This window comes from Erwinia sp. MYb375 (assembly GCF_037479175.1).
GTDB lineage: Bacteria > Pseudomonadota > Gammaproteobacteria > Enterobacterales > Enterobacteriaceae > Erwinia > Erwinia rhapontici.
The window spans coordinates 235,026-258,564 of sequence record NZ_JBBGZS010000023.1; the positions used below are offsets into that span (position 1 = coordinate 235,026).

Annotated in this window: 29 protein-coding genes and 3 pseudogenes; 18 read left to right on the forward strand and 14 right to left on the reverse strand. The window is 52.5% G+C overall.

The annotated features are described in order from the left end of the window. Window positions 1-68: 68 nt before the first annotated feature. The 7 genes from phoQ to rluE all read right to left on the reverse strand — a co-directional run bounded on the left by phoQ (window position 69) and on the right by rluE (window position 6,865). Complete coding sequence (gene phoQ / locus WH279_RS14085; RefSeq protein ID WP_200643993.1) at window positions 69-1,529, reverse strand: two-component system sensor histidine kinase PhoQ; 1,461 nt, start codon at window positions 1,527-1,529, stop codon at window positions 69-71. Window positions 1,530-1,531: 2 nt separating this feature from the next. Next, entirely contained in the window at window positions 1,532-2,200 is a 669-nt protein-coding gene (phoP, locus tag WH279_RS14090) for a two-component system response regulator PhoP (protein WP_339457388.1), read from the reverse strand. Window positions 2,201-2,382: 182 nt separating this feature from the next. Continuing rightward, the gene (purB, locus tag WH279_RS14095; RefSeq protein ID WP_339457390.1) at window positions 2,383-3,753 is read right to left on the reverse strand and encodes an adenylosuccinate lyase; all 1,371 of its coding nucleotides are present in this window, start codon (window positions 3,751-3,753) and stop codon (window positions 2,383-2,385) included. Between the two features lie 28 nt (window positions 3,754-3,781). Then, complete coding sequence (gene hflD, locus WH279_RS14100; RefSeq protein WP_339457392.1) at window positions 3,782-4,426, reverse strand: high frequency lysogenization protein HflD; 645 nt, start codon at window positions 4,424-4,426, stop codon at window positions 3,782-3,784. 83 nt (window positions 4,427-4,509) lie between these two features. Then, window positions 4,510-5,619: a tRNA 2-thiouridine(34) synthase MnmA gene (gene mnmA, locus WH279_RS14105; RefSeq protein ID WP_200643997.1), complete on the reverse strand. Its 1,110-nt coding sequence runs from the start codon at window positions 5,617-5,619 to the stop codon at window positions 4,510-4,512. A 67-nt stretch (window positions 5,620-5,686) separates the two neighbouring features. After that, the gene (locus tag WH279_RS14110; RefSeq protein WP_200643998.1) at window positions 5,687-6,160 is read right to left on the reverse strand and encodes an NUDIX domain-containing protein; all 474 of its coding nucleotides are present in this window, start codon (window positions 6,158-6,160) and stop codon (window positions 5,687-5,689) included. Window positions 6,161-6,208: 48 nt separating this feature from the next. Next, window positions 6,209-6,865 (reverse strand): 23S rRNA pseudouridine(2457) synthase RluE, encoded by a 657-nt coding sequence (rluE, locus tag WH279_RS14115; RefSeq protein ID WP_339457395.1) that lies wholly within the window; start codon window positions 6,863-6,865, stop codon window positions 6,209-6,211. 103 nt (window positions 6,866-6,968) lie between these two features. Between rluE and icd the strand changes: the two genes are divergently transcribed. Further along, window positions 6,969-8,219 carry an NADP-dependent isocitrate dehydrogenase gene (gene icd / locus WH279_RS14120; RefSeq protein WP_133843297.1) on the forward strand — a complete coding sequence of 417 codons (1,251 nt, stop codon included), beginning with the start codon at window positions 6,969-6,971 and terminating at the stop codon, window positions 8,217-8,219. A gap of 123 nt (window positions 8,220-8,342) precedes the next feature. Here the strand turns inward: icd and WH279_RS14125 are convergent. Then, a pseudogene (locus WH279_RS14125) lies at window positions 8,343-8,528 on the reverse strand (integrase); the annotation flags it as partial. Between the two features lie 33 nt (window positions 8,529-8,561). On the opposite strand from WH279_RS14125, the pseudogene WH279_RS14130 reads away from it, so the two are divergent. From WH279_RS14130 to WH279_RS14145, 4 genes and pseudogenes are all read left to right on the forward strand, one after another. After that, window positions 8,562-10,271: pseudogene (locus WH279_RS14130) on the forward strand (DNA cytosine methyltransferase). A 27-nt stretch (window positions 10,272-10,298) separates the two neighbouring features. Beyond that, on the forward strand, window positions 10,299-10,697 hold the full coding sequence (locus WH279_RS14135) for a hypothetical protein (protein WP_339457397.1): 399 nt from the start codon (window positions 10,299-10,301) through the stop codon (window positions 10,695-10,697). A gap of 75 nt (window positions 10,698-10,772) precedes the next feature. After that, a complete protein-coding gene (locus tag WH279_RS14140; protein WP_339457399.1) occupies window positions 10,773-11,060 on the forward strand; it encodes a hypothetical protein in 288 nt (95 codons plus the stop codon). An 84-nt stretch (window positions 11,061-11,144) separates the two neighbouring features. Beyond that, window positions 11,145-11,538 (forward strand): annotated as a pseudogene (locus tag WH279_RS14145) (DUF1367 family protein); the annotation flags it as partial. A gap of 408 nt (window positions 11,539-11,946) precedes the next feature. On the opposite strand, the gene WH279_RS14150 reads toward WH279_RS14145, so the two are convergent. Continuing rightward, window positions 11,947-12,273: a hypothetical protein gene (locus WH279_RS14150; protein ID WP_339457401.1), complete on the reverse strand. Its 327-nt coding sequence runs from the start codon at window positions 12,271-12,273 to the stop codon at window positions 11,947-11,949. A 2-nt stretch (window positions 12,274-12,275) separates the two neighbouring features. Beyond that, the gene (locus WH279_RS14155) at window positions 12,276-13,097 is read right to left on the reverse strand and encodes an RNase A-like domain-containing protein (protein ID WP_339457403.1); all 822 of its coding nucleotides are present in this window, start codon (window positions 13,095-13,097) and stop codon (window positions 12,276-12,278) included. A 179-nt stretch (window positions 13,098-13,276) separates the two neighbouring features. Between WH279_RS14155 and WH279_RS14160 the strand changes: the two genes are divergently transcribed. Then, window positions 13,277-13,588, forward strand: coding sequence for a hypothetical protein (locus WH279_RS14160; RefSeq protein ID WP_339457405.1), 312 nt, complete (start codon window positions 13,277-13,279; stop codon window positions 13,586-13,588). Between the two features lie 68 nt (window positions 13,589-13,656). On the opposite strand, the gene WH279_RS14165 is transcribed toward WH279_RS14160, so the two are convergent. Further along, entirely contained in the window at window positions 13,657-13,866 is a 210-nt protein-coding gene (locus tag WH279_RS14165) for a hypothetical protein (RefSeq protein WP_339457407.1), read from the reverse strand. A 166-nt stretch (window positions 13,867-14,032) separates the two neighbouring features. Between WH279_RS14165 and WH279_RS22750 the strand changes: the two genes are divergently transcribed. The 7 genes from WH279_RS22750 (at window position 14,033) to WH279_RS14195 (ending at window position 18,734) form a co-directional block, all read left to right on the forward strand. Further along, window positions 14,033-14,194, forward strand: a complete 162-nt coding sequence (locus WH279_RS22750) for a YnfU family zinc-binding protein (RefSeq protein ID WP_445235222.1) — start codon at window positions 14,033-14,035, stop codon at window positions 14,192-14,194. A 292-nt stretch (window positions 14,195-14,486) separates the two neighbouring features. Then, window positions 14,487-16,025, forward strand: a complete 1,539-nt coding sequence (locus WH279_RS14170) for a cryptochrome/photolyase family protein (protein WP_339457409.1) — start codon at window positions 14,487-14,489, stop codon at window positions 16,023-16,025. Next, complete coding sequence (locus WH279_RS14175) at window positions 16,022-16,162, forward strand: DUF2256 domain-containing protein (RefSeq protein WP_227536147.1); 141 nt, start codon at window positions 16,022-16,024, stop codon at window positions 16,160-16,162. Before WH279_RS14170 ends, WH279_RS14175 begins: the two co-directional genes overlap by 4 nt. Before the next feature lie 143 nt (window positions 16,163-16,305). Further along, a complete protein-coding gene (gene umuD, locus WH279_RS14180) occupies window positions 16,306-16,725 on the forward strand; it encodes a translesion error-prone DNA polymerase V autoproteolytic subunit (protein WP_339457417.1) in 420 nt (139 codons plus the stop codon). Between the two features lie 2 nt (window positions 16,726-16,727). Further along, complete coding sequence (gene umuC / locus WH279_RS14185) at window positions 16,728-17,990, forward strand: translesion error-prone DNA polymerase V subunit UmuC (RefSeq protein ID WP_339457419.1); 1,263 nt, start codon at window positions 16,728-16,730, stop codon at window positions 17,988-17,990. 181 nt (window positions 17,991-18,171) lie between these two features. Next, window positions 18,172-18,450, forward strand: coding sequence for a type II toxin-antitoxin system RelE/ParE family toxin (locus WH279_RS14190; RefSeq protein WP_133843348.1), 279 nt, complete (start codon window positions 18,172-18,174; stop codon window positions 18,448-18,450). After that, entirely contained in the window at window positions 18,450-18,734 is a 285-nt protein-coding gene (locus tag WH279_RS14195) for a HigA family addiction module antitoxin (RefSeq protein WP_159337278.1), read from the forward strand. The genes WH279_RS14190 and WH279_RS14195 overlap by 1 nt, the downstream gene beginning before the upstream one ends. 34 nt (window positions 18,735-18,768) lie before the next feature. Here the strand turns inward: WH279_RS14195 and WH279_RS14200 are convergent, their stop codons facing one another. Further along, entirely contained in the window at window positions 18,769-18,915 is a 147-nt protein-coding gene (locus tag WH279_RS14200; protein WP_159337277.1) for a hypothetical protein, read from the reverse strand. A gap of 274 nt (window positions 18,916-19,189) precedes the next feature. Here WH279_RS14200 and WH279_RS14205 point away from each other — a divergent pair, with 274 nt between their 5' ends. From WH279_RS14205 to WH279_RS14220, 4 genes are all read left to right on the forward strand, one after another. After that, window positions 19,190-19,570 (forward strand): putative holin, encoded by a 381-nt coding sequence (locus tag WH279_RS14205; protein ID WP_133843352.1) that lies wholly within the window; start codon window positions 19,190-19,192, stop codon window positions 19,568-19,570. After that, on the forward strand, window positions 19,557-19,844 hold the full coding sequence (locus WH279_RS14210; RefSeq protein ID WP_200644013.1) for a phage holin family protein: 288 nt from the start codon (window positions 19,557-19,559) through the stop codon (window positions 19,842-19,844). The genes WH279_RS14205 and WH279_RS14210 overlap by 14 nt, the downstream gene beginning before the upstream one ends. 179 nt (window positions 19,845-20,023) lie before the next feature. After that, window positions 20,024-21,775 carry an amylovoran biosynthesis protein AmsF gene (locus tag WH279_RS14215; RefSeq protein WP_339457424.1) on the forward strand — a complete coding sequence of 584 codons (1,752 nt, stop codon included), beginning with the start codon at window positions 20,024-20,026 and terminating at the stop codon, window positions 21,773-21,775. 300 nt (window positions 21,776-22,075) lie between these two features. Continuing rightward, complete coding sequence (locus tag WH279_RS14220) at window positions 22,076-22,276, forward strand: hypothetical protein (RefSeq protein WP_133843358.1); 201 nt, start codon at window positions 22,076-22,078, stop codon at window positions 22,274-22,276. Between the two features lie 11 nt (window positions 22,277-22,287). Here WH279_RS14220 and WH279_RS14225 read toward each other — a convergent pair whose 3' ends face one another. Next, window positions 22,288-22,536: a hypothetical protein gene (locus WH279_RS14225; RefSeq protein ID WP_200644015.1), complete on the reverse strand. Its 249-nt coding sequence runs from the start codon at window positions 22,534-22,536 to the stop codon at window positions 22,288-22,290. A gap of 268 nt (window positions 22,537-22,804) precedes the next feature. Beyond that, on the reverse strand, window positions 22,805-23,050 hold the full coding sequence (locus WH279_RS14230) for a DinI-like family protein (protein ID WP_133843362.1): 246 nt from the start codon (window positions 23,048-23,050) through the stop codon (window positions 22,805-22,807). Window positions 23,051-23,204: 154 nt separating this feature from the next. Between WH279_RS14230 and WH279_RS14235 the strand changes: the two genes are divergently transcribed. Next, window positions 23,205-23,429, forward strand: coding sequence for a YgdI/YgdR family lipoprotein (locus WH279_RS14235; RefSeq protein ID WP_339457427.1), 225 nt, complete (start codon window positions 23,205-23,207; stop codon window positions 23,427-23,429). Window positions 23,430-23,539: the final 110 nt, after the last annotated feature.

Genomic DNA, 23,539 nt, shown 5'->3' on the forward strand with positions numbered 1-23,539 from the left:
TGAAACGCGTAAGTGGAAAGATTATAACAGCGCACGGCCACTGTGTAATGTTATGGCCGGGGGGAAAATTACTCGTGCTTATGCAGCATTTCCTGGCGCTGGAATTCGACTTCCATACGCGCGCCACCCAGCTCGCTGGTGCTGGCACGAATATCGCCCGCGTACTGTTCGAGGATATCGCGTGCCAGCGACAGACCCAGCCCCTGGCCGGGGCGCAGTGTATCGGCACGTTGACCGCGAATAAACACCAGGTCACGCTTGTTCTCCGGAATGCCAGGACCGTCATCCTCAACGATGAGCAGCAGTGTTTTTTCCGTCTGTTGCACGCTGACCTCAACGAACTCCAGGCAGTATTTGCAGGCGTTATCCAGTACGTTACCCATCACTTCCATAAAATCGTTCTGCTCACCGACGAAAATCACCTCCGGTGAAATATCCAGCGTCAGAACAACGCCTTTTCGCTGATAGACTTTATTCAGTGCTGAGCACAGCCCGTCGAGCAGGGCCGGCACCGAATGCACATCGCGCTTCAGTGCATGGTGATCGGCCTGCATGCTGGCGCGATGCAGGTAATAGCCGATCTGCTGCGAGATACGGCTGATCTGCTCCAGCATGATCGGTTCGGCCTGCTCGATGGAGAGATTGCGTTCACCGCGCAGCGAACGCAGCGTGGTTTGCAGCACTGCCAGCGGGGTTTTCAGGCTGTGCGTCAGATCGCTCAGGGTGGTGCGGTAACGGGTGTAGCGCTGGCGTTCATTATCCAGCAGCAGGTTGAGATTTCGCACCAGCCCTTTTAGCTCCTGAGGTGGGGCAGGATCAAGCGTGTCGCGATTTCCGCCTTCCAGCTCACGGACCTGGGCTGCCAGCGCGCCAATCGGACGCAGACTCCAGTGTGCAGCCAGCCACAGCAACGGGATAATCAGCAGCAGATTGGCCAGCAAGACATAGCTGAACCACGACCACACCACATCAGAGTGTTGTAGCTCTTGTGGAATGGAGTCGACCACCACGATGGTCAGCGCCGGCAGGTTGGGCGTGGCATCATAACGATTCACCGCCACCGAGTGGGTGAAGGTATCGTTGCCGTCATCGTCATAGGCGCTGAGTTTACTTTGTGCATCCCGATCGTTGCCCAGCACTTCGCGGCTGGTGTGATTATTGGTGTCGATCTCATAAAAGTCCGACTTATTCAGCCATTCACGGCGGATCTTGCTGCGAATATCGGGGACATCACGCTGTTGCCACAGTAGTTTGCCGTTATTGTCGTAGATGAAGACCAGCGCAGGAAAATTGAGCGTCATGCGTTCTGGCTGCACGATAGTCAGCTTATTGTCCTGCCACTGGGAGAGAGTGAAAAAAAGATTACTTTCGCTGCGCAGTACGCGGTAGGTGTTTTTATCGAAGCTCACCACATAGCCGATGACCGCTACCATGCCGTAGGAGAGCGACATGGTGAGCACGACCGCTGCGGTAGCGAGTATGAAACGGACCCGCAGCGAAAGCGGTTTTTTGCGGCGCCAGTTAAACATGCTCAGAGATCGAAGCGGTAGCCCTGACCGCGCACCGTAGTGATGACGTCCTGGGGGTGTTCTGCCAGGATTTTTTTGCGTAAGCGGCCCATCAGCACATCAATCGTGTGACTTTCGCGCAGTTCTGCATCGGGATAGAGTTGCAGCATCAGCGAGTCTTTACTGACCACTTTGCCGGCATTGCGGATCAGGGTTTCCATAATGGTGTATTCAAATGCGGTCAGTTTGATCTGTTGCTCATTGATCGTCAGCTCACGGCGTGAGAGATCCACCTGGAAAGGGTGCAGGGCGATAATTTGCGAGGCTAACCCGCTGTTGCGGCGCATCAACGCCTGCATCCGGGCCACAACCTCTTCAATATGGAAGGGCTTGGTCACGTAATCATCGGCACCGGCTTCCAGTGCTTCGACTTTAGCCTGCCAGCCATCACGCGCGGTGAGGACCAGAATCGGCTGACGGACTTCCTGGCTGCGCCAGCGGCGGATCAGTGCCATGCCATCTTCATCCGGCAACCCGAGATCGACCAGGGTAATATCCGGTGTGTGTTCATTGAGGAAATAGTCGGCTTCTTTCGCGTCTTCAGCGGCGTCAACCTGGTGACCCATCTCACGCAACTGCACCGCCAGATGATGACGCAGCAGTGGATTATCTTCCACAACTAACACTCGCATAACCGAATCCTTAATAAGATCAAATAGCCAGGAATAATAACATAGCCCCAGGAGACCTGAAGGTGCAACAGCCTCAGCGGTTACTCGCTTTTATTGGGGACACAACTGGCGTTAAGTATAGGGGAGATCAGATAAACAAGAGGTTAACACGGGCCGACTGAGCCGGCCCGGTGAGGGAGAGATTATTTCAGGTCATCAACCATCTGAATGGCGCGGCCAATATAGTTGGCCGGGGTCATCTGCTTCAGTCGAGTTTTCTCGTCTTCCGGCAGAGCCAGTCCGTCGATGAAGGTTTTCATGCCTTCAGCGTCAACACGTTTACCACGCGTCAGCTCTTTCAACTTCTCGTAAGGTTTTTCGATGCCGTAACGGCGCATGACCGTCTGGATCGGTTCAGCCAGCACTTCCCAGTTATGGTCCAGCTCGTCCAGCAGGCGCGCGCGGTTCACTTCCAGTTTGGAGATGCCTTTCAGCGTTGACTGATAAGCGATCAGCGCATAACCCACGCCCACACCGAGGTTACGCAGTACCGTGGAGTCGGTCAGATCGCGCTGCCAGCGTGATACCGGCAGTTTGCTCGCCAGGTGCTGCATCATGGCGTTAGCCAGGCCGAGGTTGCCTTCGGAGTTTTCGAAGTCAATCGGGTTCACCTTGTGCGGCATGGTGGAAGAACCGATTTCACCCGCAATGGTTTTCTGCTTGAAGTGGTTCAGTGCGATGTAACCCCAGACATCACGATCGAAGTCGATCAGAATGGTGTTAAAGCGCGCCATGCAGTCAAACAGCTCGGCAATGTAGTCGTGCGGCTCGATCTGCGTGGTGTACGGGTTCCATGTCACGCCCAGTGACGTCACGAAGGTTTCACTGAATTCATGCCAGTCCACTTCCGGGTACGCCGCGATGTGGGCGTTGTAGTTGCCCACGGCACCGTTGATTTTACCCAGGATTTCAATGCGTTCTAACTGGCGCAGCTGACGCTCAAAGCGATAGGCAACGTTCGCCATCTCTTTACCCAGCGTTGACGGCGTTGCAGGCTGGCCGTGGGTGCGCGACAGCAATGGGATATCACGGTACTGCACCGCCAGGTCCTTCACGGCGACGATGATTTTGTTCCAGTAAGGCACAATCACCTCACGGCGTGCGGTTTCCAGCATCAGCGCGTGTGACAGGTTATTGATATCTTCTGAAGTACAGGCGAAGTGAATAAATTCAGATACCGCGTGCAGGGCAGGGACGGATTCCACTTTCTCTTTCAGAAAGTATTCCACTGCTTTCACATCGTGATTGGTGGTGCGCTCAATGGTTTTGATGCGCGCAGCGTCTTCTTCGCTGAAACTGCTGACAATAGCATCAAGGTAAGCGTTTGCGTCGGCATCAAATGCAGGAACTTCCTTGATCGCAGCGCAGGTTGCCAGTTTCTGTAACCAGCGAACTTCAACCTCAACGCGGAATTTCAGCAGGCCATATTCGCTGAAAATACCACGCAGTGGGCTGACTTTGTCGCCATAACGGCCATCTACAGGTGAGACGGCGGTCAGAGAGGATAATTCCATTGTTGCTGCTCCAGGATCGGTTAAAAAATCAGGTTGGTGTCCCGTTAAGGCGGGCCAGAATCGCTTTTGCCTCATTGACTAAGCGGTTACGGGAAAACATCAGCTGCAGACGGCCACCGCCGACCTGCTGCCACAACACCGCCGCACGGATACCCGCCAGCAGTGTCGCACGAACTTTGCTCTGTACCTGGCTATTCTGCAGGACAGCCGGTGAACCGGTGACCTGGATACGCGGACCAAGCGGGCTGATCACATCGACATAAATCCCTGCCATCGCGCTTAACAGGGTATCGGATTCCAGATCGTAGTGCGCCAGTTGGCGATCGAGCTGGGCAATACGGCTGGACAACTCATTCAGTGCCGTTTTGCTGGCGTTCAGTTTACGCTCCAGCACCATCATACTCAGCGTGTAACGCGTCAGTTCGGCGCCCAGGCCCTGGCGGCTGTTGCTGTTCAGTACGGCCAACAGAGTTTCCAGGCCAAACTGCAGGTTTGCTTCGTCGTTACCGAACACCGCCAGTGTGGATGACGGGTTCAGGTCCAGCAGGCTCTTCAGCGATGTTTTTAACGCATCGGGCGGGCACTGTCCCTGGTGCGCCAGTTGCTGCACCAGGTGAGCGGACTGGCAGATGCCAGCCAGTGCCAGAGTAATATCATAGTAATTCTTCGCCACGGTAACTCCTGTATACGCCAGACTTCAGGCTGCTGGTACGTTGGCTGCTGTTCTGCGGCCCGACTGTTGATGTGTTAACCCGCTTATGCGTTAACCAGCGGCTGACGCTGCTCGATGATGCCGCCACCCAGGCAGACTTCATCGATATAGAAAACCGCAGACTGCCCTGGCGTCACGGCCGCCACCGGCTGGTCAAAACGTACTTCAATACGTTCAGCATCCAGCGGGGTGACAGTGCAGGGGATATCTTCCTGGCGATAGCGGGTTTTCACCATGCAGCGCAGTGGCGCGGTCAGCGTTTCACGATCCACCCAGTGCAACTGCTGAGCAATCAGGCCCGTGGACATCAGACGCGGATGGTCATGGCCCTGAGCAACCACCAGCACATTGTTCGCTACGTCTTTATCGACCACGTACCAGGGCTCTTCGTTACCGTCTTTGGTACCGCCGATGCCCAGCCCTTTGCGCTGGCCCAGCGTGTGGTACATCAGACCCTGATGCTGCCCCACGGTATCGCCGTCAACGGAGACAATCGGCCCCGGCTGAGCGGGCAGATAACGGCCCAGGAACTCGGTAAATTTGCGCTCACCGATAAAGCAGATGCCGGTAGAGTCTTTTTTCTTCGCGGTGATCAAATCAAGCTGTTCAGCAATACGGCGGACTTCTGGTTTCTCTAATTCGCCCACCGGGAACAGGCTTTGTGCAATCTGTTCATGGCCGAGGGTGTAGAGGAAGTAGCTCTGATCTTTATTGCCATCCAGACCGCGCAGCAGGCGGCTTTTACCGTCCACATCCTGACGGCGCACGTAGTGACCGGTGGCGATGTAGTCGGCCCCCAGATCTTCGGCGGCAAATTCCAGGAAGGCTTTAAATTTGATCTCTTTATTGCAGAGAATATCGGGATTGGGCGTACGGCCCGCTTTGTATTCCGCCAGGAAGTGTTCAAACACATTGTCCCAGTATTCGGCGGCAAAATTGACCGTATGCAGATAGATACCGAGCTTGTCACAGACTGCCTGCGCATCGGCTAAATCTTCCGCTGCGGTGCAATACTCCTCACCATCATCCTCCTCCCAGTTTTTCATAAACAGGCCTTCAACCTGATAACCCTGTTGCTGGAGCAACCAGGCGGAAACGGAGGAGTCAACGCCGCCGGACATCCCGACGATCACTTTTTTCTGGCTGTTAGACATAATTACCCGACTTTAAAGTTTTAAGGAGTCGTTAAAGGCGACTCTGATAAAATTGCGCGGCATTCTATCACGCGTCGGCGACCTGCGCACTCTCGCTAAACGGCCACTGGAAGGCGCTGAGGATCTCCAGCGGATAGCGCGGCCCGGTTTGATAAATGTGCAGGCTTTCTGCGACCAGCGGTGAGCGCAGTTTTTTTGACGTCATGATCTCCTGCGGCGGCAGCCACCAGCAGCGATCAATATCGCGATCCTGAGGGTAGGTGTCGATCGCTTTAGGCAGATCCAGGGCGAACAGGAAACGCAGGAACGGGGTGTTATCCGGGGCAATCCACTGGTGCAGACGTAAAAAGGCCTGGGGGATCGCATCAATGCCGGTCTCTTCCGACAGTTCACGCACCGCCGCCTGAAGCAGCGTTTCATCCGCTTCCAGATGGCCCGCAGGCTGGTTCCATGTTGTGCGTCCGCGCACACGTTCTTCTACTACCAGAAACTGTCCTTCAGCCTGTACCACCGTGGCTACGGTGACGTGCGGTTTAAACATAATGTCCTCCATTCGGTTAAGACGCGCAGCGTGCCGCGCGCTAAAAAGTCAGATTTCGTTGCTGATATCACGCCATTCGCCTGGCGCCAGACCCTGTAACTGTAACGCACCCATGGAGAAACGGATCAGCCGCAGGGTGGGAAAGCCAATATGCGCCGTCATTCTGCGTACCTGACGGTTACGCCCTTCAAACAGGGTGATTTTCAGCCAGCAGGTTGGAATCGCTTTGCGCTCACGAATCGGGGGTTGACGATCCCATAACCAGTCGGGGGCGGCCACTTTTTCTACCCCGGCGGGCAGGGTGAGGCCATCTTTCAGATTTACGCCAGTGCGTAACGGTTGCAGGTCACTCTCCTGCGGATCGCCCTCGACCTGTACAAAGTAGATTTTTCCGGTGCGCTTACCGGGCTGGGTCAGCGTGGCCTGGAGTGCGCCATCATTGGTCAGCACCATCAGTCCTTCGCTGTCCCGGTCAAGGCGCCCGGCAGCATAAATACCCGGCTGGGGAACATAATCTTTTAGCGTGCGGCGCCCGGCTTCATCGCTGAACTGGGGCAACACATCAAAGGGCTTATTAAACAGCACCACGCAACGTGGGCCTTTCGCGGCGGGTTTAGCGGCGCGGCGCGGGCCGGAACGCCCAGGGTGATGATTCGTCAGGGAAGATTTTCGCATGGTCTTTGCACTCAGTAACAATGGGTGCATTATACCGCAATCCCGAGATGATTGGCGCGGAGTCAATATTCAAGTAGTATTGACGCGCATCTTACAAGTCATTAACAAAAAAAAGCGCTCGAAGGAGAGGTTAATGGAAAGCAAAGTAGTTGTTCCGGCGGAAGGTCAGAAAATCACCCTGGATCAGGGAAAACTCAACGTACCTAACAATCCAATCATCCCGTTTATCGAAGGTGATGGCATTGGCGTTGACGTGTCTCCAGTGATGATCAAAGTTGTTGATGCCGCTGTGCAGAAAGCTTACAACGGTGAGCGTAAAATTTCCTGGATGGAAATTTACACCGGTGAGAAATCGGTAGAGCTTTACGGCCAGGATGTCTGGTTACCAGAAGAAACCCTCGACCTGATTAAAGAATATCGCGTTGCCATCAAAGGCCCACTGACCACCCCGGTCGGCGGCGGTATTCGTTCCCTGAACGTTGCCCTGCGTCAGCAGCTTGATCTGTACATCTGCCTGCGTCCTGTCCGTTACTACACCGGCACACCAAGCCCGGTGAAACGCCCGGAAGACACCGATATGGTGATTTTCCGTGAGAACTCCGAAGATATCTATGCGGGTATCGAGTGGAAAGCGGGTACGCCGGAAGCAGATAAAGTCATCAAGTTCCTGCGTGATGAAATGGGCGTGAAGAAAATTCGCTTCCCTGAGCAGTGTGGTATCGGCGTTAAGCCATGTTCAGAAGCGGGCACCCAGCGTCTGGTGCGTGCAGCCATCGAATACGCAATCACTAACGACCGTGATTCTGTAACGCTGGTTCACAAAGGCAACATCATGAAATTCACCGAAGGCGCTTTCAAAGACTGGGGTTACCAGTTGGCGAAAGAAGAATTCGGCGGTGAGCTGATCGATGGTGGTCCGTGGATGACGGTGAAGAACCCGAACACCGGCAAAGAGATCGTCATTAAAGACGTGATCGCCGATGCCTTCCTGCAGCAGATCCTGCTGCGTCCGGCTGAGTATGACGTAATTGCCTGTATGAACCTGAACGGTGACTACATCTCTGACGCCCTGGCGGCGCAGGTGGGCGGTATCGGTATTGCTCCGGGTGCTAACATCGGTGACGAATGTGCACTGTTTGAAGCCACCCACGGTACTGCACCTAAGTATGCTGGCCAGGATAAAGTGAACCCAGGTTCTATTATCCTGTCTGCAGAAATGATGCTGCGTCATATGGAATGGTTCGAAGCCGCTGACCTGATTGTTAAAGGCATGGAAGGCGCAATTGCTGCCAAAACCGTGACCTATGACTTCGAACGTCAGATGGACGGCGCTAAGTTACTGAAAGCTTCAGAGTTTGGCGATGCGATGATCAAACATATGTAATCGCGTTAAGCGATAATAAAGCCAACATGATTGTTAAAATTGTGTTGGCTTTTTGTTTCCCCAGCCCTTTCCCCAGCCCTTTCCCCAAAACTCTTCCCCAAAACTGTACATAAAAAGTACGATTTAAACGGCAACAACCATCCAGTCTTTCCCCCTGTCATCATTATATTTATCCGTCTGCGCCTGGTTTTTATGCCCCAGAAGTTGCTGTGTGTTTAGCCCCTGTGCACGGTAAAGACGCTCCGACAAAGAGCGCTGCTCGTGGAAAGTTGGCGCTGTCATTTCTGTCCACTCGATGTCGCACCGGTTATCGGGATTAATCACGACCCGAACGCAGTCGCGATGCACACGACGAACCATCCGGACACGTTGCACTATTGCGAAAGCGTCTATGACGTAAATCCCCAAGTGGCGACTGCTGGCCGACCTGTGGGATTAGTCTGGTTTAGTCCGGACTGTCGCCATTTTTCCAAAGCGAAAGGCTCAAAACCAGCGTAAAAATTCATACGTGGTCTCGCCTGGGTTACGATTCGCTGGGCGTTGGATACCCGGTTCCGCGTGGGTATGCTCGAAAACGTGACCGAGTTCCAGACGTGGGGGCCGCTGCTGGCTGCTGAAATGCGCCCTGACCCTGAACGTGTGGGTGAAACCTTCCAGGCATTCGTGGGGATGCTGACTACCGGCATTCCAGCAAATCACCCGGCACTGGTCGAGTGCTGCGAGTTCCTGGGCATTCATCCGGACAGCCAGCAGGCGCAGCAGCTGATTAACGGACTGGGTTATATCGTCGATTACCGCGAGCTGCGGGCGTGTGACTACGGGGCGCCGACCATCCGTAAGAGGTTCTTCATGGTTATGCGTTGCGACGGCCTGCCAGTGGCCTGGCCGGAATCAACACACGGGGATCCAAAATCCCCACCGGTGCTGGCGGTTAACACGCTCAAGCGCATTGCCCGAGGCATTCAGCGCTTTGTTATCGATAGTGCGTCGCCATTCATCATGAAATGCAATCACACCACCACGAAAGGCAAATACGACTGTTTCCGAGGTCAGTCGCTGGCGAAACCGCTACAGTCGATAACCAAAACTCACGGCTATGCGATCGCGGTACCGCATCTGACCAAGTTCCGCACTGGTGCTACCGGCCAACACGTAACTGAACCGGTACCGACCGTCACCGCCGGTACATCGAAACGCCCTGGCGGGAACGGCCATGGACTGAGGATGGTGCAGGCGGGCCTGGTCCCGTTTATTGCTGGCGCTGGTGGTCCGAAATACTCCGCAAAACCACGTGGTGCTTACCAGTCGATGCACACGCTGGTGAATACAAATCACTCCTGCGTTATCGCGCCAGTGATCGCCCGGCAGTTCGGCGCAAGCGTCGGCCACCGGGCGGACGAACCGAGCGCGACAATCACTGATGGTGGTGGCGGTAAATCGCGGCTGGTGACGCCGACGCTCATTCAGATGGGTTATGGCGAAAGGCAAGGGCAGGATCCCCGCGTTTTGCAGCCCGGTAAACTGCTGGGAACAGTAACGGCCGGTGGTGGTAAATTCGGGCTGGTGGCCGCGAACCTGGTTAAGCACTTCGGCGGGAATTACACAGGCGCCACGCGCTGATCACATCCAGCATCATCAAAATGCGAGGTACAAATACCGGCCAGCCAACGGATACACCTCTGCAAACGGTAACCGCTGGTGGCCTGCACTTTGGCGAGGTCAGCAGCAGCCTGGCTGTTGATGATTACGACGAGGAGCGAGCGCTGCAGGTGCTGGTGTTCCTGTGGGAATACTGCGGGCCGCAGTATGACGGTCTGGTGACGATCGGTGGGGTGGTATATCGCATCGTGGATATCGGTATGCGTATGCTGTAGCCGCATGAGTCAGGGATTCCCGGAGTGGTACATCATTGACCGGGACTACACTGGCACAAAGTACGCGAAGGATAAGCAGGTCGCACGCTGCGGCAATGCATTACCTCCGCCGTTCGCCGAAGCGCTGGTAAGGGCAAATCTACCGGAAATGTGTGCTTGGCAGATGAGGGCCGCCTGATATACTTCCCCTTCAAACGGAGGGGAAATGAATAATCAATATAGAAGCAAGCATGACATTCATCCGTTAGATCCCTATATCAAGTGGCTAGCGAATAGGAAAATCATGCTATCGGTGTGGGTGATAACAATTTTAGTTGGAGTATGGCTTTCAAACAATTTCAACCAGTGGAGTCTATTACCAAGATTTGGCTGTATCGGGATTATGATTGGAACATTGCTGACGCTGTCGCCCCTTTTTTCAGATGGAATTTACCTCTCTAACGCAGAGACATTCGGCTTCGCAGGAAGCGATGAGGACGGTAAGACGGCTGTTACCTCCGAAGAAGGGCGCAATGTGTCTATCAATATTCTTTGGGGAGTTATTCTGATTATTGTTTCATCCGCAATTAACGGTTTTGGTGACCTTTTTGAATTGTGGATATGAGCACATAAATCATGGTGATATTAATGGACACCCCGATATAATTTTTTTTTGGCATGAGGAGAGAGAAAAGAGAAAATGGAAGCGATAAATTCAATTTCAAAAGAACAATTCAGTGCCATACGGAAAGCAATACTAAGTGCGGCGAACTCAGCAACGAAAGATGTTGCTGAACCTTACCTTGAAACAGCTAGAGCCTATCGCTCTCAGATCAGGCACGTTCTTACCGATTATGTTGATGAGCAGTTGTGTTCAGCGATCAGCTATGCAAAGGATGCTGCAGGTAGGATAAAGGATAAAGATAGAAAGCTTGAGCATATGGAGCTGTACTTGTACAAATTCAAATCAGATATTACTTTGACATAGTTTGATTTTCCATAATCACCTGTCAATAATACCCTTGCCAGCCTGAACAACTGGCACAGAACATCGCGTCATGATGGGGACTCCATGGCGCAAGAATTACAGCTCATTAAGCAGTCCAACGGAATCCTGATCCCAGCCACCCCCCGAGAGCAGCGATTTTTTGCAATCAAATTGTAAGCTCGGCGCTGTGCTGGTGGCTGAGTTTACGAAGGCCCGTAATCCGGCTTTTCACCGCAGCTTCTTCGCGTTACTCAACCTCGGATTTGAATACTGGGACCCTACCGGCGGCGCTATATCGTCTAACGAACGCAAGCTGGTGACCGGGTATGTAAAATACCTGGCAGCGTTCGGCGGCAGTGAAAGTGCACTGCTGGATGCTGCTGAGCAGTATCTTGACCGCGTGGCCAGTAAACGAGTCACGAACGGCATCTGCCTGTGCAAATCTTTCGATGCATACCGCTCTTGGGTAATCGTCGAGAATCGGGCTTTACGCATGGTGATCTCTTCAGGGACATAATCAGTATGTCGGAAGATCTCTAAAAGTGAATGGTCCGGTTAAGCGGGATACTTACAGTATGATGAAAATTATATCTGATAAAAATCCCTCATTCTGGGCGCGCAAAGACAACTGGCCACGGCTGCTGCTCGATGCTTCTATTTTTTCCATATTTTCGTTTAATCTTCAGTCTATGGTTGAAATATCCCTGTGCTTCTGTGGGAAAAATAACCGATTCTGAACGATATTTTTACTGAAAAAACGATTATTTACCTGGCTGGCATCCGCAGTGGTGGAAAATAAATTTGAGAGTGAAGAAAACCATGCTGATGCTGAGTTCAGGAAAGTAACACCGTCGCGGTGGCCCACATAGATGTGGGCCATTTCATATTATTTAGCGTGATATTCTTCACGTTTTTGCTTCAGAGTGGCAGATAGCCACGCAAGAAAATCAAGCAGTGTCGGGGTATAATAATGGGTGTCACCGGCTAAATATCGCGTCAGCTTGTTCAGAGCGACAGCGGCAGATTCATTGTCTGGGTAAGTTTGGCGAAAATCATCAATGTTGTGAATCAGGTAATCCAGATAATTTTCACCGCCTTCAACATAGATTTTGAAAGCAGAATCGACAATGTCGGGATAATTTTCGCCATATTCATCACTGTCTTGCCCGAAGAAAACGATGAAAAAGTTACTAATGTTGGTGAAGTTTTTCATATTTAAATTACCGGGAAAGCCGTAGTGATGTAATAAGGCTTGTTGTTGAATTGTTTTTTCTTCATAACAACCTCAATTCTGGTGGCTTTAACTGCCTCAGTTGAATCATATTTAACAATGATCCCTACATTTTTCTTAACGTCATACATGAACGTAAGGTAAAACCCAGTATCAGCGCTATTACCTTTTGCCCATTGCCGGATTTTAGCCCGATTGGCTTTAACGGCTTTGCTTATGGCTTTTTCGGCAACTTCCAGCGAAGTGAAAGAGCTGGCAGCGTGTTCCGGCCTGAATGAGCCTGACTGTATACCCCTCTTAACCTTTTCCAGTAATTCACGCTCAGATTTGCCCACATGCTTTCTCAATGTATGCCCACCGCCCGAAAAACCTTTCGCGGCCTCATGCCTCATCAAATTAACCTGTCCCATTCTGACCGATGCCACACGAGCCGCACCCGCTACTGAGAACGGGAGTATCACATCTACGGCGATACCGATCTGGTCTGCCGTAGACTTATCTGCGCCCAGCTCACTTGCGATACCCGTCGTAGCGCGAGCGGTCATTGAGGCCGTTGGTTTGCCGGAATACACCTGCCAGGCCGAAGCACTCATCCCATCCAGACTGTGCGCCCCCACAATAATGCATCCCGCTTTCGTCACTCCGGTAGGTTCCGGGACCAGGCAAAGGGCAGTGGCACCGGCCAGCTCCAGCACACTACCGAGAAACCCGATACTGCCCCAGATACGCTCAGTGAGCACTGACTCATCAGCCATGACGGCTGCCAACTGGACCGGGGTCATGGCAATACTAAAACCGTTTTCCATAACGTTTCCTTGTTATCACATCATCCAGAACTGAGGATAAAGGCGTGGGATTAACGGGTAAATATTATCCAGTGCATTCGCGTCTTTTTCGTAAAAACACTCAATTTTGCATACTACCGGCAAGGTATGACTTAATAGTGGATATCTTATGTGTGTGATCGCTTTAGGAGGATGGATCAATGATTGTCAGGACATGGCACGGCTGCGTGCCTCTCAAACACGCTGAAGGGTTTAGCGCTCATTTGCAGAAGACTGGGGTGGAGCATGCAAAAGGGACGCCGGGTAACAAAGGCGCAGCTGTCCGCTGTGAAACGCAGGGGGACTGGGAGCATTTCTTCCTGGCGACGTGGTGGGAGGATCTGAATGCCGTGAAGGCATTTGCCGGAGAGCATTATCAGATTGCCGTCACTTACCCGGATGATGAGGTGTTTGAACTGTTGTCTGATCCTTACGTTTTTCAGCATGAGGTTCGGTCGATTTCCACCTTATGATGCCAGGCGACGCGCTGAGAGCAAAACGGCATCCTGAGTGATTTGCCCCTGAACACCCCATACTGCGATCAGTCAGGACGAATACCGTCACCGTCCCCCATGGATTTTTCACAGTCAGCTTTTAGTCTGCCGTATGCATCGGGTGCCAGCGGGGCGGTCATCATGGTGCGCCAGGTACGGCATTCAGGCGTTTCGCTGCGCTGTTGCTTCGGCTGATGTGGTGAACAGGCGGTTGTAAGAGCCGCGATGGCTATCAGTAAGGCGGTTTTGTTGATCATGCTCTCTCCTTTTGTACGGCAGAATCTATCGCGGGGCGAAAAGGGAATGGCATCACTTCCCGATGCGCGTCTGTAAGAATAAGTAAAAATTCCCATAAGCTCTGGTTAACCATTAGCGCGCTATGTTAATTTATTCTTCCAGGCAGCGATACAAGGAAAAACGGTCATGACCTACTTCAAGTATGCAATGGAGCGGATTAAGCTGATTACCACCGAAGTGGAATGCCCTGATTGTCACCGACCCGGCCGACAGTCGATCACCACGCAATCAAAAGCCTCACCGATGAAATGCCCGCATTGCGAGACGAGATTCACCCTTCAGCAGTAACCGTTACCGATTTTGTTACAGACCGCCTGATGGGCGGTTTTTGCTTTTTCGCCGTCCCGTTTTGCCACATACATTATTGTCAGATCAGGTTCAGCGCCGCTGACCGGCGCAACGTTTTTTCCTCGATAAAAATAGCGGCCTGTTACCCGGTTTAAAGGACAGCCACTGGGTTTGTGCCAGTGACGGTTTTCTTCAACGGCAAATGCTATGCTAATCGTGCTTATCTGCTGTTAAACGCCGACAGGCCCGGTTTAACGCATTCTTACATATCATTTTCGCAGGTCGCAATGTCATGAATAAGCTGCACCGGTTGTGCCTGGTTCTGGGCGATCAGCTATCGTTTGATCTGGCTTCATTACAGGGGCTGGATGCGGAGCGCGATACGGTTTTACTGGTTGAGGTCATGGAGGAGGCCAGCTATGTTCCTCATCATCCGCAAAAAATCATATTGATCTTCAGCGCCATGCGCCATTTTGCCCAGGCGTTACAGCAACGTGGCATCCGGGTTGAGTATGTCACTCTCGATGACCCGAAAAACAGCGGATCAATACCCGGTGAACTCAAGCGCTGGCAGTCGCTGGTGGCGCCGGACGAAGTGCATCTGACCGAGTGTGGGGACTGGCGACTGGAGGCGTCGATAAAGGCGTGTCGCTTCCCGATTCACTGGCATAGCGATACCCGATTTCTGTGCACGCGCAGTGAGTTCTCTTCCTGGGCTGCAGGTAAAAAACAGCTGCGCATGGAGTTTTTTTATCGTGAGATGCGTCGTAAGAGTGGGCTGTTGCTGAACGGCGACGGCAGTCCTGTCGGTGGGGCATGGAATTTTGATGCTGAAAACCGCAAAGCGCTGCCCAAAAACGTCACCGCACCGTACCCGGCACGTTTCAGTGCAGACGCCATTACCCGTGACGTCATGGCACTGGTGGGCGAACATTTTAGCCATCATTACGGTTCAGCCACCTCTTTCGATTATCCGGTGACTCATGAAGATGCCCGCGCTCTGTGGGATTATTTTCTCGATTACGGTCTTGCAGCCTTTGGCGACTATCAGGATGCGATGGCCAGCGATGAGCCTTTTTTGTTCCATGCTCGCATCAGTGCGGCGCTCAATATTGGTCTGCTTGATATGCGCCAGTTATGTGCTGATGTGGCATCTGCCTATCAGGCAGGTCATGTTGCACTCAATGCTGCCGAAGGATTTATCCGTCAGTTGATTGGATGGCGTGAGTATGTACGCGGCGTCTATTGGCTGAAAATGCCCGAATACGCCAGCGGTAATCGATTTGCTAATCGCCGGGTGTTGCCTGAGTTCTACTGGACGGGTGAAACACAGATGAACTGCATGCGGCAAACTATCGGTCAAAGCCTGGAGCATGCCTATGCCCATCATATTCAGCGCCTGATGGTGACCGGCAATTTTGCGCTGCTCGCGGGTATTGCACCAGAGGAGGTATGTCAGTGGTATCTGGCGATCTATATGGATGCATTTGACTGGGTTGAACTCCCCAATACGCTGGGTATGGTGATGCATGCCGACGGGGGATATCTGGGCTCTAAACCCTACTGCGCCAGCGGCCTGTATATAAACCGTATGTCTGACTACTGCCGTGGCTGTGCGTATAAAGTCAGTGAAAGCACCACTGACAATGCCTGCCCGTTCAACGCTCTCTACTGGCATTTTTTGATGCGCCATAGCAATATTCTGCGGGACTATCCGCGTATGAGCCTGACGTATCAAAACCTTGAGCGTATGACAGAATCCCGGCAGCAGGCGCTCTGGCAACGCGGGGAAGGGCTTCTGGCCCGCCTGGATGCCGGTGAGGCGTTGTGAAAAAAAAGAGTGAGCTCCCGGTTAAAATCTGTGCCGTCTGCGGGCGGCCTTTCAGCTGGCGCAGAAAATGGGCGAACTGCTGGGAAGAGGTGCGCTACTGCTCAGAACGTTGCAGGCGACAACGGGTGCCGCGTTAAATGTCGCGGTGATGGTGAAGACGCATCGACAACTAAATTTCCCGCCACTTCAGGTGCTTTCCAGAATCTCATCGCAAGGCGCTTGATCGCAGCACAGATTCAGCGATACTGTATATAAATACAGTATTGTTGAGATTCCCCTTATGCAGTTCATCCGCCCGACCGACAGTTATCATGCCCTGCACCTGCCTTTATTCCTTGAGCGCGTTCCGTGTGGCTTTCCCAGCCCGGCACAGGACTATGTTGAAGATCGCCTCGATCTCAACAAGTTTGCCATTAAGCACCCCAGCGCCACCTACTTTATCAAAGTCAGCGGGGACTCGATGCGTGGGGCAGGGAGCGGGGACGGTGACCTGTTGATCGTCGATCGTTCACTGACCGCCGTGCATGGCGATATTGTTGTGGCGGCTGTGGCCGGAGAGTTTACGGTCAAAGAGCTGCGTACCCGGCCCACACTGCAACTGGTTCCCCATAACAGCGAGTATTCCGCGATCGTCTTTTTGAGTGAGGAAGAGCTGGAGATTTTCGGCGTGGTGACCTTTACCCTTAAAGCACACAAATAGCCATGTATGCGCTGGTGGATGTGAACAGTTTCTACACTTCCTGCGAAACGGTTTTCCGCCCGGATCTGCGCGGGCAGCCCGTGGTTGTGGTATCCAATAATGACGGGTGCGTGATCTCCCGCTCGGCGGAAGCCAAAGCGCTGGGGATCAAAATGGGTGCGCCTTATTTTAAGCTGAAACAAGAGCTGCAGCGCCAGCATGTGCATGTGTTCAGCTCTAACTATGCGCTCTATGCTGACCTCAGTGAGCGGGTGATGATGTTACTGACGGAGATGTCCCCGGGCATTGAGATTTACTCGATTGATGAAGCCTTTATTAATGTTGCCGGGGTGGAAAATTGCATGCCGCTGGAAACCTTTGGGCACCAGATGCGCAGTCGCGTATTGAAAGAAACGGGGCTGACGGTGGGCGTGGGAATTGGGCCGACGAAGACGCTGGCAAAACTCGCCAATTATGCGGCGAAAAAGTGGCGCAGGGCTGGCGGCGTGGTTGACCTGTCGAATGTTGACCGCCAGCGTAAGTTACTGGCGCTGGTGCCGGTAGAAGAAGTGTGGGGCGTTGGTCGGCGGATCAGTAAAAAACTCAATGTGATGGGCATCGAGAATGCGCTGCAACTGGCGGAATCGTCCCTGTGGGTGATCCGCAAAAATTTCAATGTGGTGCTGGAAAGAACCGCGCGTGAACTGCGCGGTGAGCCGTGTCTCGGGGTGGAAGAGTTTGCCCCCACCAAGCAACAGATTATGTGCAGCCGCTCGTTTGGCCACCGTATTACCGACTATGAAGAGATGCACCAGGCTATCTGTGCCTATGCCGAACGCGCCGCCCAAAAATTGCGGCAGGAAAAACAGTTCTGTCGTTTTATCAGCGTTTTTCTGCGCACCAGCCCGCATGCGGAAGGGGAGGTTTTCTATGGCAACCAGGCTTCCGGCACGTTATTGATACCTTCTAACGATACGCGTGACATTCTCCGTGTGGCAACGGAGGCCCTCGATCGTATCTGGATTGAAGGGCATCGCTATATGAAAGCCGGGGTGATGTTGGGGGATTTCTTCAGCCGGGGCGAGGCCCAGCTCAACTTGTTTGATGAGTATCAGCCGAAGCCCAACAGTGAAGCACTGATGCAGGTGCTGGATGAGTTGAACCAGTCAGGCAAGGGGAAGGTATGGTTTGCCGGGCAGGGCATCGAAAAATCCTGGGCGATGAAGCGGGAAATGTTATCTCCCGCGTATACCACCCGCTATGCCGATTTCCCGGTGGCGAAATAGCCTGATCGTATCTATCTCATTTATATCAACCATAACAAACTACATCTATCACGACATCACAGCCCTCGCTCTGCCAGGTCGCCGCTGTTTCCACGCGCTGTCGAAAGGTGATGCCTTTTGACTGTTGCACGAGGTGGAACACCTGCTATGATGTTCCACATCACGGAACAAGGACTGCGCCATGATTAAAAGCTTTAAGCATAAGGGACTAAAAAAATTCTTTCTAAAAGATGATAGTAGCGGTATCGAACAAAAGCTGGTGGGTCGAATAAGGAACCGCCTGACCGTGATTGATGCGGCAGAAAAAATCGGAGCGATCGATATGCCTGGTTACGACCTGCATCCGCTCAAAGGTGATCGGCAGGAAATGTGGTCAGTTAGCGTATCGGGTAACTGGCGTATCACGTTTACGTTTATTGATGGCGATGCTGAGATTCTTAACCTGGAGGATTACCACTGATGAAAATGGCTAACCCTGCTCACCCTGGCGAGATCATTGCAGAAGCACTGGATGATATGCGCGTTAGCGTCCGCCAGTTCGCCCGGGCAATGGAAATTGCACCCTCAACGGCCAGCCGGTTGTTGTCAGGATATACGGCGGTAACACCTGAGATGGCGTTGCGTCTCGCTATCGTTGTCGGGAGTACGGCGGAAACCTGGATGAAAATACAGACAAATTACAGCCTGCATCAGGCACGGCAAACGCTGGACACCCGTCATCTGCATCGATTATCGGCAGCCTGAAAAACACAGAGCAGCCCGCCTGCAAAGGGCCGGGCTAATGTCTGCTTCTGAGATGCATTCGCTCTTCAAACTGATGCCATAACGCCAGCAGAACGCCCGGCAGGCAAATACCGATAATCACTAAAAAACCAATTAATGGCCCACCGATCAGCAGCAGAGAAAAGAGTAGTGCAGCGTTCATGTTGTTCCTTCGTTATCAGGCTATCGCTGAGATTTTATGCTGTCCCAGCCATGCACAGCATGTTTTGATTACGATCATGATTGATGATTTTGGTTATCGGCGGCACTAAAAAAAACATAAAAAATAACATCCCCGACTCACGCGTACGCAAAAACCGATGTAACTTTATAAAAACACAGTTACCGACATGACAGCGCTAACTGTTTATCAACCCGGCATTTGCCGGGTTTTTTTTATCCCTTAATCGGTAAGAGGGCACAGCAAAGGGGGCAACATGGCAGCAATGATATTCGCAGTGAGCCTGGGGGCTGCAGTCACCAAAGGTGCTGGTGTAGCCGGATTTATCGGCGCCACCGACTACGGTGTTCTGTTTGGCGCTTTTGCCGGTGCCGTTTTCTATGTTGTGACGGCGGCAGAACTCCAGGTTATCCGCCGGGCAGCCTATTTTATGGTGTCCTGGATCGTAGGTATTTATGGCGCAGGACTGGTCGGGGCGAAGATGGCGCTACTACTGGGGTACAGCGATAAACCGCTGGATGGCCTGGGGGCGGTGTTGCTGTCTGCGCTGGCGATTAAAACGTTAACGTTTTTCAGCCAGCAGGACCCGTCAAAGTGGCTGGCGCGCTGGAGAGGAGGACCTCATGGTAACAAATGATCCTATGGTCATCACCAACGTGGTGGTGTGCTCAGCAATCGTGCTGCGCCTGATGTTCTTCTATAAAGCCGGGGCCCGGCATCAGCGGTGGGCATCGTGGCTGGCCTATATGATCATTCTGGCTTACGCCTCTGTGCCTTTTCGTTTTCTCTTCGACGTCTATGCCCATACGCACTGGGCCGCGATTGTCATCAATGTCATTTTTTGCGCGGCGGTCTGGCGTGCAAAAGGCAATGTAGCGCTGCTTTTTCAGGTGCTGCGCCCACGGCAATGAAAGCCACGCTAACGGACTGAACATCACCAACATCAACCCGACAATCTGTTAAGGAGGTATCCCCGACATCCAGACGTCAGTCACCTTTCCGTGCCGCTTCCCGGCATCGATAACCACTCCTTTCTTCTTGCCCACAGGGCGTTCCTGGCAGGTTTTCCTGTCTTTATCCGGAGGTTTATATGATTGAAGTTAACTGCTTTGCCGATCTGCGTACCACCGCACCCGCGAAGGCTGGTGATATTGCCATGCTGAAACGTTATTACGATAAAGACTCGACCTTTCACGGTGGCGGCGATTTTGTCGGCTTCCTCGGCACATCGCCATTGAGTGATGACGGGGGCAGTGTGGCCAAAGGCAACGGCTTTTTCTGGAAACGTATCATTAATGATACCGAACAGGTCAACCTGTACCACTTTGGTGCCCGCGGGGATGGGGTTACCGACGACAGCGATGCTTTCCTGCGTATGTTCAAGTGGTCGCAGGGCTACGATACCAATGCGAAAAACATTGGTGTTCGCTTTCCGGCCGGTAAGTTTTTGATCAACCCGATTGATCTGACGGCCAGTGAGATTGCCTGCTTCGCCCTGTACGGCGATGACAGTCCATACGGTGTGACACCGCGTACGGTGATTGTGTCGGATAAGTCGATTAACCCGGTGCTCAAAGTGAATGCCCGTCGCACGGTGATCCGTGGCATTAGCTGGAATGGCCAGGCCAGCGCCGATACCACCGTCAATACCGGGGCGATAACGCCCGATATGCTGTCGAACGTACAGCCCTTCTTTGAAAACATCACCATTGAAGGGCAGTTCGTTAACATCCGCTGTTTCCGCGTGCAGAACAACGGCGGCACGGCGGTGAAATTGCTGGATACGCTCGACAGTCGTTTTGACCAGATCTATTCGCAGACCACTTATGCCCGCGTCTTCGATATCGGCTGGTCGAACTCACCCCGGGGCGTCTGGGACCATTCCACGGCGGTCGAGCTGACCAACGCCAACTTCCAGAGTGGTTATGGTGATGCCACGCTGATGATGCCGAGAATGACCCAGGGGATTATTCGCAACGTATGGATAGAACATACCCGTTTCCCTGGTGATTTGACCAACGGACAGTGGATTGTTGATGCCCTCAGCGTCGAAAACTGTGACAACCCGCTGTATATGAGTAACAGCCGGGCGCTGGTCCGCCAGCTTAACCTTCAGGCGGGGGCGAAAGTGAACCTCGATAACGCCCCGGGTCGCTGGCTTTCCGGCTATGAGAACGGCTGGCGCCGGGATGAAAACTACGGCACGGTGATGACCGGTTCGATGAAAGCGGGCTGGTATAGCGGCTATAAACTGACGAACACCACCACCAGTGATAAATGGTTCAAGGTGGGTAAATTTGTCTTTCCGAAAGTCAATCAGCAGTGGACGATCGAACTGCTGGGCAAAATGTCGACGGCCAATCCTTCCGGCGTCGCGGGTAATCCCACGCAGGCGGTGTCCAGCGGGATGACCTGGTTGAACTTTCAGCGCTGTGCCACTGCCGTATGGGGCGATATGTTCCATCGCGGGCAGCCGGCAGTGCTGGATGTAAAGTACAAACGCAGTTATGAAAATATCGTTGAAGTGTGGGTCAAACTGAAGGCGGGGAGTGGTGACACGATGTTTAATTTACGCTCAACCGGCCCGACGCGCTTTGAGGCGGGCGAGTGTTCCTTGTTTACACCGGACCTGACGGAAACGCTGGATGAAACGGAGATCGGTACGGTCACGCCGAATGCCCGTCTCAGTTTACATAACGGGCTGGCGGGCTTTGGTGCAAATGAAAACGGGGTCGCCACGATGGCCACCAGCGTAGCCTCCGCCCCTGCCAGCAGCGTGCCGACAGGGTATGTGACACTCAATATCAATGGTGTTGACCGCAAACTGCCGTACTACAGCTGATAAAAAAGTAAATACATTAACCGCCCTTAGTTGGGCGGTTTTTTATTTATCATGATCAATTGTCCGAATCAGACTCTTTTCCTGATAAACCTTAGTGAAACAAGTGATAAATTTGCCGCTACGAGTCAGTTTTTCCGCACTTTCAGGCTGGTAATAATCTGAATTAAGGCAACGAAACGCCTTTTTTAACCGATAAACGCTTGAAAAGCAGGCAATGGCTGATTTAAATCCAGCGGCGGGGTTGTGATGACGTCACCAGGCTACGTAAAATAGGACCAAAAGGTAAATCAGGAGAAGAACGTGTCTGAAACTGCATCGGGTGAACATCAATTTGAACGGCTTGAAGAAGCCAAAAATATCGCCCTCGGCTGGCGTATTGTGGGGCAGATGCCACCACAGACCCTTGAAGAAGCCATTCAGATGTTGCGCGACAGCTCAGATTTTGCCGCGAAAGTGTGCGATTTACTGACAGAAGAGCTGGCTGCGAATAAGCGACGCTAAGGCGCATCGTTTTAATCCGATGACAGCCGCGCTGTTTCACCGCCATGTCGAAAGCGGGACCACTCTTCCCAGCAGTTTTCCGGGTTTATATCACTAAAATTCTGTGACGGATCGAGCGCATAGGCGATACGATCGGGAATAGATACACACATGGCGGTATCGCGCAGTGCTTCTACCTCTTCGCGCGTCAGGCTCGCCCCTTTCTGTCGTTCCGCATCGCTCAGTAATCCCATCAGTGAGGGAAGATAAATTGTGGCCATAGCATGCCCCATTGGTCTCTCTTATTAGGATGGTTAATTTTTCGGCAGGGCAGAGGGGAACTTTAGCGCCAGGGTTTGCATAGGAAGCTAACTGGTTACAAAGACTGATATTTTAGGCAAAAAAAAGCCCGCGAAGAGCTTTACTGCGGGCCAACACCAGGGAAATCTATTAAAATAAATAATAGGACGAATCTGAATGAATGCAAATGAAAAGCATCTTTATTACGCATTAAATTCAAAAATTTTGGCAGATCACCGCACGTATACATCAAAACTCTTCTGATACCATCCACTGGTCGGCTTCATCAAACATCTCTTCAACGATGCGCAACAGCGTAGATTTATCGCTTTTACTGGCATCGCTCTTCACACCGTTAGCCTGCATGGGTTTTACCTTGACCTGTGCGTCAGGAAACACTCTCTTGACCCGCTTTTCCAGCTCATTAAGAATAAGTTGTTCGGCATTGGCCAGACCGGCTACGTTGCGCTTGTCATAAATCAATTCAACAAACATTTTTGCTCCTTGTGCATTTTTGCTGGATAAAAATACAGGTATCTCTTGTCGGGTTCAAACACTATTTCCGCTCTGACAGGAAGAAAGGCAGCAAACCGCAAAACAGGGACCGCTGCGGGGCTAGAATAGGGCATCGGTTGAAAAGGAGAGCAGCATGAACAAAATGAGGGTGAGTGCAATGGGGGTAATGATGATGGGGTTGTTGGTGGGGTGTGCCAGCGACCACATCTTGCATATGCGGGATGGCAGTACTGTCGTGGTTGAGGGTAAACCTCACCTGGATAACGCCACCAAAATGCTGATCTATACTGACGCTACCGGGCGCACCCAGGCCGTGAATCTGGACGAAGTGCAGGGGATGTCCCGATTAAAAAATTGAGCGGCACCGCCCATGACGACGGTGAAACCGTTGTTTTTTCGCCACACCTGAACAGACCATGGTCAGAAATGCAGCAATAAAAGAGACGTAACAGGCTAAGAGAAACCGAT